The organism is Streptomyces sp. NPDC059455 (assembly GCF_042750115.1).
GTDB lineage: Bacteria > Actinomycetota > Actinomycetes > Streptomycetales > Streptomycetaceae > Streptomyces > Streptomyces endocoffeicus.
The window spans coordinates 1-8,941 of record NZ_JBHYVB010000327.1 but is presented as its reverse complement, the minus strand read 5'-3'; the positions used below and the strand labels follow the sequence as shown (position 1 = coordinate 8,941).

General features: G+C 74.3%; 2 protein-coding genes. Both read right to left on the bottom strand.

Annotated elements, in window-relative coordinates; all coding sequences use genetic code 11:
- Nucleotides 1-4,550, bottom strand: a 4,550-nt coding sequence (locus ACFXB5_RS50985) for an SDR family NAD(P)-dependent oxidoreductase (RefSeq protein ID WP_385222272.1), incomplete at its 3' end; no start/stop codon positions are given.
- Between the two features lie 47 nt (nt 4,551-4,597).
- A partial coding sequence (locus ACFXB5_RS50980; protein ID WP_385222269.1) for an SDR family NAD(P)-dependent oxidoreductase occupies nt 4,598-8,941 on the bottom strand: 4,344 nt, incomplete at its 5' end.

Below are 8,941 nucleotides of genomic sequence, written 5' to 3'. Positions count from 1 at the left end.
ATCACACCGTCGTCCAACACGCCTGCGGTGTGCACGACCGCCGTCAGCGGATGCTCGGCGGGGACGGTGGCGAGGGTCGCGGCGAGCGCGTCCCGGTCCGCCACATCACACGCCGCCCATGCCACCTCGGCGCCCAACTCGACCAATTCAGCGGCGAGTTCTTCCGCACCCGGGGCCTCGCCGCCGCGACGGCTCACCAGCAGCAGCTGCCGTACGCCACGCTCGGCCACCAGATGCCGCGCCACGAGCCCGCCCAGCGAACCGGACGCGCCGGTCACCAGCACCGTGCCCTCGGGGCCGAAGGTGTTCTCGGTGGTCGTCTCTTCCGCGACCGGCACCCTGGCCAGCCGTGGGATACGGGCCACGCCCGCACGGACGGCCAGCTGCTCCTCGCCCGCCGCCAGCGCGGCCGGAAGCGCCGCGAGCGACGCGTCCTGGCCGTCGATGTCGAGGAGGACGAAGCGGTCCGGGTTCTCGGCCTGCGCCGTGCGCAGCAGACCCCACACCGCCGACTGCGCAGGATCGCGCACCGGCTCGCCCTCGCCGAGGGTCAGGAATACCAGCCGCGCGGTGGCGAACCGCTCATCGGCCAGCCACGTCTGGGCGAGGCCCAGCGCCTGGGCCGTGGCCCGGCGCACGGTGCCCGGCACCCCGTCGCCGCCCTCGGTGGGCGGCGTCACGAACACGTATTCCGGTACGGCCGCCCCGGACGCCACGGCCTCGCTCAGCGCCGTGAGGTCCGCGTACGCCGCCGCCCCGGAACCGGTGGCCGCGAGCCCGAGCGCGTCCGCGCCGAGCACCGCCCACCGACCGCCCGTGGACGCGCCCGCCCCGGCCGGGAGTTCGGTCCACTCCACGCGGAACAGCGACTCGTGGTACGCCGCCCGCGCGGCCCGCACCTGCTCCGCCGACACGGCGCGCAGGACCAGCGAGTCCACGGCCGCGACCGGCGCACCGGCCGCGTCCGCGATCTCCAGCCGGACACCGTCCGAGCCGCGCAGCTCAAGCCGCACCCGCAGCGCCGAGGCGCCGCTCGCGTACAGCGACACGCCGCTCCAGGCGAACGGCAGCCGCCCCTGGCCGTCGCCGTCGCCCAGGCCGTCCAGGCCGAGCGCGTGCAGCGCCGAGTCGAGCAGCGCCGGGTGCAGGCCGTACGCCTGCGCGTCCGGCGCGGCGGACTCGTCCAGCCGGACCTCGGCGAAGAGTTCGTCCCCGCGCCGCCACACGGCCGTGAGCCCCTGGAACACCGGGCCGTACCGCAGCCCGCCGTCCGCGAGCGCCGCGTACAGCTCCTCGGTACGGGCCGCCTCGGCGCCCTGCGGCGGCCACGCGGTCAGCGCGAACGACGGCCGGGGCGCGCCCGGGACGAGCACACCGTCGGCGTGTCGTGTCCACGGCTCCTCGGCCGGGGCGTCCTCCGCGCGGGACAGCACGGTCAGGGACCGACGTCCGGCGCCATCGGGCGCGCCGACGGTGAGCTGCAGCCGGACGCCACCGCGTTCGGGCAGCACCAGCGGGGCGTGCAGGGTCAGCTCGTCGAGCAGGTCGCAGCCGACCTGGTCACCGGCGCGAACGGCAAGCTCCACGAACGCCGTGCCGGGCAGCACCACCGCGCCCTGCACCACATGGTCGGCCAGCCACGGATGGGTATCCACACCCAGCCGACCCGTGAACACCAGCCCATCGGTCTCCGCGAGCGGCACGGCGGCGCCGAGCAGCGGATGCCCCGCCAACTCCAGGCCCACCGAGGCCACATCGCCCACGGAGGCCGCGCCCGACTCCAGCCAGAACCGCTCGCGCTGGAAGGCGTACGTCGGCAGGTCAACGTGGTGGGCGTCCCTACCGGCGAAGTATCCGGCCCAGTCCACCGCCACACCGCGCACATGGGCGCGGGCGACGGCCGTGGTCAGCGCCTCAGCCTCGGGACGGTCCTTGCGCAGCGCCGAGATGAACGCGGCGTCCGACGCGGAGTCGGTCACACACTCCTGCGCCATCGCGGTGAGCACACCGTCCGGGCCCAGCTCGATGAACGTGGAGACACCCTTGGCCTCGAGGGTGCGCACCCCATCGAGGAAGCGGACGGCCTCGCGGACGTGGCGCACCCAGAAGTCGGCCGTCGTGATCTCCTCGGCGGACACCACGCCACCGGTCAGATTCGACACGATCGGAATCTTCGGAGCCTCGTACGACAGCCCCCGCGCCACCTGACGGAACGCCTCCAGCATCCCGTCCATACGCGGCGAATGGAACGCATGGCTGACCGTGAGCCGCTTGGTCTTACGACCCCGCGCCTCGAAACCAGCCGCGATCTCAGCCGCCGCGTCCTCATCACCCGCGATGACCACGGACGTAGGCCCGTTGAGGGCGGCGATGCTCACGCCATCGGTGAGCAGCGGCAGCACCTCGTCCTCCGACGCCTGCACCGCGATCATCGAGCCACCCGCCGGAAGCTCCTGCATCAACCGCCCACGCGCCGCCACCAACTTCGCCGCATCCGCCAGCGACAACACACCCGCCACATGCGCGGCGGCCAACTCACCAATCGAATGCCCCGACAGATAGTCGGGCCGCACCCCCCACGCCTCAACGAGACGGAACAGCGCCACCTCGATCGCGAACAACGCGGGCTGAGTGAACCCCGTCTGGTCGAGGGCCTCGGCGTCGTCCCCGAACAGGACGTCCTTCAACGGCCGTTCGAGATGTGCGTCCAGCTCCGCACACACCGCGTCCAGCGCCTCCGCGAACACCGGATAGGCGTCGTACAGCTCACGCCCCATCCCCAGCCGCTGACTCCCCTGCCCCGTGAACAGGAACGCCGTCTCGCCCTCGACGACCGCGCCCTCGACCAGCCCCGGCGCGGACTCACCCCGCGCCAGCGCCTCCAGACCGGCGGCCAGCCCGGCGCGGTCCTCGCCCACGAGCACCGCGCGCCGCTCCAGGGCCGCCCGGCCGGTGGCCAGTGAGTGGCCCACATCGGCGGTGCCGAGGGTGGGTTCGCGGTCGAGATGGGAGGCGAGGCGCCGGGCGTTGTCGCGCAGCGCCGCCGCGTTCCTGGCGGAGAGGAGCCACGGCAGCACGGTGGCGGTGACCGGCGCGGCGTTCGCGGCCGGGGTGGTGTCCCCGTCCGGCTCCGGAGAGTCTTCCGGAGCCTCCTCCCGCTCGGGAGCCTGTTCCAGGATGGTGTGGGCGTTGGTGCCGCTCACGCCGAAGGCCGAGATACCGGCCCGGCGCGGCCTGCCGGTCTCGTCCCAGGGGCGGGCCTCGGTCAGCAGGGACACCTCGCCCGCCGTCCAGTCCACGGTCGGGGACGGCTGGTCGACGTGGAGGGTCTTGGGCATGAGGCCGTGGCGTATCGCCATGACCATCTTGATGACGCCCGCGACACCCGCCGCCGCCTGGGCGTGGCCCAGGTTGGACTTGAGCGAGCCCAGCCACAGCGGCCGCCCCTCGGGCCGCTCCTGGCCGTAGGTGGCGAGCAGCGCCTGCGCTTCGATGGGGTCGCCCAGCGTGGTGCCCGTGCCGTGCGCCTCGACGACGTCGATCTCGGCGGCGGACAGCCGGGCGTTCTCCAGCGCCTGGCGGATGACGCGCCGCTGGGACGGGCCGTTCGGCGCGGTCAGACCGTTCGACGCGCCGTCCTGGTTCACCGCGCTGCCGCGCACCACGGCCAGCACCTGGTGGCCGTTGCGCCGCGCGTCCGACAGCCGCTCGACCAGCAGCACACCGACGCCCTCGGACCAGCCGGTGCCGTCCGCCGACGCGGCGAAGGACTTGCAGCGGCCGTCGGGGGCGAGGCCGCGCTGGCGGCTGAACTCCACGAAGACATCGGGGTTGGGCATCACGGTGACGCCGCCGACGAGGGCCAGCGAGCATTCGCGCTGCCGCAGCGCCTGGGCCGCCCAGTGCAGGGCGACCAGCGACGACGAGCACGCGGTGTCGATCGTGGCGGCCGGGCCCTCGAGACCGAAGGTGTAGGCGATACGGCCGGACAGCACGCTGGTGGCGCCGCCGGTGAGGAGCAGGCCCTCCAGTTCCTCCGGCGCGCCCTGGACATCGGAGCCGTAGCCCATGGCCGAGGCGCCCACATACACGCCGGTGCGGCTGCCCTTGACGGACGTCGGGTCGATTCCCGCGCGCTCGAACGCCTCCCAGGACGTTTCCAGCAGCAGCCGCTGCTGCGGGTCCATGGCGAGCGCCTCGCGCGGCGAAATACCGAAGAATCCGGGGTCGAATTCGGCGGCGCCGTCGAGGAATCCACCACCGCTGTTGTAGAAGGTGCCCTTGCGGTCGGGGTCCGGATCGGCCAGTCCCTCGATGTCCCAGCCGCGGTCGGCGGGGAATCCGGAAATGGCGTCGCCGCCCTCCGCGACCAGTTGCCACAGATCCTCGGGTGAACCGACACCGCCGGGGAAGCGGCAGCTCATCGCCACAATGGCGATCGGTTCCTGCGCGTCCGCCTCCACCTCGGTCAGGCGGCGACGGGCCCGGCGCAGCTCAGTGGTCATCCACTTCAGATTGTCGAGAAGCTTCTCTTCGTTCGTGCTAGCCACGGAAACGTCACCTCCTGAGGTCAGTTGAATTGAGGGCGGTCATCACGTCAGGACCTTCCGAATTCATTGTTGATGATGTCGAAGATGTCTTCGGCGGAGGCGGCGTCGAGGTCGAGTTCATCGTCGTCGGCGCCGTCGGCGCCCGCCGCGCTCTCGTTCTCGTTCCAGGTCCGCAACAGCGCTTCGAGGCGCGCGGTGACCCGCTCGCGTTCCGTCGCGTCGTCGGAGACGTTGGAAAGGGTGAATTCCAGCTTGTCGATTTCGGCGAGGACGGGGAGTCCGGGGGTGGTGTCCTCGCCGAGGAGGTCGGCGCGCAGCACAGCGGCGAGCGCGCTGGGCGTCGGGTGGTCGAAGACCAGGGTGGCGGTGAGCTGGAGTCCGGTGGCCGCGTTGAGCCGGTTGCGGAGTTCGACGGCGGTGAGCGAGTCGAAGCCCAGCTCCTTGAAGGCCCGGCCCGCCTGGACGGCCGTGGTGTCGTCGTGTCCGAGGACGGCGGCGACCTCCGTACGGACGAGGTCGAGCAGGACCTTCTCGGCCTCGGGCCCGGTGAGCTCCGCGAGCCGCTGCCGCAGGGACTCCGCCGGCGTCTCGGCCGAACCGCCACCGTCCGCGCCCTCCGCCGGGTCCGCCGTGAGGGCGGCACGCACCTCGGGCAGATCGGCGATGAGCGGACGGGGGCGGGCCGCGGCGAAGACGGGGGCGAAGCGGCCCCAGTCGACATCGGCCACGGCCACGGCGGTCTCGTTCCGGTCCAGCGCCTGCTGGAGGGCGGCGATGGCGGAGTGCGGGGCCATCGCCGGCAGGCCGCGGCGGCGCAGTTGCTCGGCCGCCTCGTCGTCGGCGACGAGCCCGCCGTCCGCCCACGGGCCCCAGGCCACGGAGGTGGCGGGCAGGCCACGGGCCCGGCGCTGTTCGGCCAGCGCGTCGAGGAAGGCGTTTCCGGCCGCGTAGGCGCCCTGGCCGCCGCTGCCCCACACCGCGGCGATCGAGGAGAAGAGCACGAAGGCGTCCAGCTCGGTGTCGCCGAGCAGCGCGTCCAGATGGGCCGCGCCCGCCACCTTGGCGGCCACCACATCGGCGACATCGGCCGGGGTGGTCTCCGCGAGCGGTGCGAACTGCCCGGCGCCCGCCGTGTGCACGACGGCGGTGAGCGGGTGCCGCGGGTGGTCGTCGCGGATCCGGGCCAGCAGCCCGGCCACCGCGTCCCGGTCGGTGACATCGCAGGCGGCGACGGTCACCTGGGCACCGGACGCGGCGAGTTCGTCGCGCAGCTCGGTGGCGCCGGGGGCGTCGGGGCCACGGCGGCTGGTGAGCACCAGATGCTCGGCGCCGTTCTCCGCCAGCCAGCGGGCCACATGGGCGCCCAGCGCGCCGGTGCCACCCGTGACCAGGACCGTGCCACGCGGCCGCCACGGCGCACCGGTGGCCGGCGCGCCCTCGGCTTGGGTGCGCTCGGCGTGGGCGCGCTCGGCGTGCGTGCCCTCGGCGTTCGTGCGCTCGGCGTTCGTGCGCTCGGCGTTCGTGCGCTCGGCGTTCGTGCGCTCGGCGTGCCTGCCCTCGGCGTGGGCGAGGCGGCGGGCCAGGACTCCGGCCGTACGGATCGCCAACTGGTCCTCGTCGCCGTCGCCGTGTCCGCCGAGCACACCGGCCAGGCGGTCGGCGGCCCGTTCGTCGAGCGTCGCGGGCAGGTCGATCAGACCGCCCCAGCGCTCGGGGTACTCCAGCGCGACCACCCGGCCCAGACCCCAGATCTGCGCCTGTGCGGCGCTGCCGACCGGCTCCGAGGCGGCGGTGGCGACGGCGCCGGTGGTGGCGCACCACAGCGGGGCGTCCAGGCCCGCGTCCCCGAGCGCCTGCACCAGCACTCCGGTGCGCAGCAGCCCGGTGGGCACGGCCGGGTGGTCGGGGTGCGCACGCTCGTCCAGCGCGAGCAGCGACAGCACCCCGTGCACGGGTTCGTCGGCCGCGGCCCGGCGGATCCGCTCGGCCAGGGCGTCCCGGTCGAGGTCGCCACCGTCGTCCGGAGCGATGCGCCTGATGTCGGCGCCCCGGTCGGCCAGCGCGGCCACCACACGCCGCACGGTGTCGGTGTGGCCCGCGGGTGCGGCCGGTTCGGCGACCAGCCAGACGCCGGGGGCGGCGGCGAGCCGGGGCTCCTCCAGCGGCTTCCAGGTGACGCGGTAGCGCCAGCCGTCGAGCGCGGACCGCTCGCGCTCACGGCGCCGCCACGCGGACAGCGCCGGGAGCAGCGCGCTGAGCGGCTGGTCCACGTCGATGCCCACGGCGTCCGACAGCGAGGCGAGGTCGTCGCTCTCGACCGCCTCCCAGAACCGGGCGCCGGCCATGTCGAGGTCCGTGGCCTCCTGGCCGGACGTGTGCCGCGGGGTGCCCTCGAGCCAGTACCGCCGCCGCTGGAACGCGTACGTGGGCAGCTCGACGCGGCGGGCGCCGGTCCCGGCGAACAGCGCCTCCCAGTCCAGGGCCGCGCCCCGGACGTGCAGCGTGGCGAGGGCGCCGGTCACTGTCTCGGTCTCCGGGCGTCCGGCGCGCAGCACGGGCACGAAGGCCACGTCCTCGGCGCCCTCGTCCCCGGCGGTGACACAGTCCTGCGCCATGGCGGACAGCACCCCGTCCGGGCCGAGTTCGACGTAGGTGGTGACGCCCTGGGCCTCCATCGTCCGGACGCCGTCGAGGAAGCGGACGGCGTGGCGGACGTGGCGCACCCAGTAGTCGGCGGCCATGCCCAGCTCGTCGGAGATCCGCTGTCCGGTGGCGGTGGAGACGATCGGAATGCGCGGCGCGTTGTAGGTCAGCCCCTCGGCGACCTTACGGAACTCGGCGAGCATGCCGTCCATCAGCGGGGAGTGGAACGCGTGGCTCACGGTGAGCCGCTTGGTCTTGCGGCCCCGCTCCTGGAACGACGCCGCGACCGCGACCGCCGCGTCCTCGTCGCCCGCGATGACCACCGACGTGGGCCCGTTGAGCGCGGCGATGCCGACACGCTCGGTGAGCAGCGGCTCGACCTCGTCCTCCGCCGCCTGCAGCGCGATCATCGCGCCACCGGAGGGCAGTTCCTGCATCAACCGGCCGCGCGCGGCCACCAGCGTGGCGGCGTCCTCCAGCGACAGCACCCCGGCCACGTGTGCGGCGGCCAGCTCGCCGATGGAGTGCCCGGTCAGGACGTCCGGCCGCAGCCCGGCGGCCTCGGCCAGCCGGAACAGCGCCACCTCGACGGCGAACAGCGCGGGCTGGGTGAACCCGGTCCGGTCCAGCGGCTCCTTGTCGTCGCCGAACAGCACGTCGTACAGCGGCCGTTCCAGGTGCCGGTCCAGCTCGGCGCAGACCGCGTCCAGCGCCTCCGCGAAGACGGGGCTGGCCTCGTACAGCTCGCGGCCCATGCCGAGCCGCTGGCTGCCCTGCCCGGTGAAGAGCACGGCGGTGCGGCCCTCCGCGGGCACGCCCCGGACCAGCTGTGCCGCGGACTCGCCGCGCGCGAGGGCGGTGAGGCCCGCGAGCAGCCGGTCCCGGTCCTGGCCGAGGACCACCGCGCGGTGTTCCAGGGCGGACCGGGTGGTGGCCAGCGAGTACGCCACGTCCACCGGGTCCGGCCCGGCTTCGGTCTCGGTCTCGGCCTCGAGGTGGGCGCGCAGCCGCTCGGCCTGGGCCCGCAGCGCGTCCTCGCCCTTGGCCGACAGCGGCCAGGCCACCACATCGGGCCGGACCAGCGGGCGCCGCGGTGCGGCTTCCCCGGCGGTCTCGTCGTGGACCGGTGCCTGCTCCAGGACCGTATGGGCGTTGGTGCCGCTGAAGCCGAACGAGGAGACGCCGGCCCGGCGCGGACGCCCGGTCTCCGGCCACTCCACCTGCTCGGTCAGCAGCGACACCGCGCCCGCCGACCAGTCCACGTGCGACGACGGCTCGTCCACGTGCAGGGTGCGCGGCAGCACCCCGTGGCGCATCGCCAGCACCATCTTGATGACACCCGCGACACCGGCCGCGGCCTGGGTGTGGCCGATGTTGGACTTGATGGCGCCCAGCCACAGCGGCCGCTCCGCGTCCCGCTCCCGGCCGTAGGTGGCCAGCAGCGCCTGCGCCTCGATCGGGTCGCCGAGCCGGGTGCCGGTGCCATGGGCCTCGACCGCGTCCACCTCGGCGGTGGACAGGCCCGCACCGGCGAGCGCCTGGCGGATGACGCGCTGCTGGGCGGGGCCGTTGGGCGCGGTCAGACCGTTGGAGGCGCCGTCCTGGTTGATGGCGGAGCCACGGACGAGCGCCAGCACGGGGTGGCCGTTGCGGCGGGCGTCCGACAGCCGCTCCACGAGCAGCATGCCGACGCCCTCGCCCCAGCCGGTGCCGTCCGCGCCCGCCGCGAACGCCTTGCAGCGGCCGTC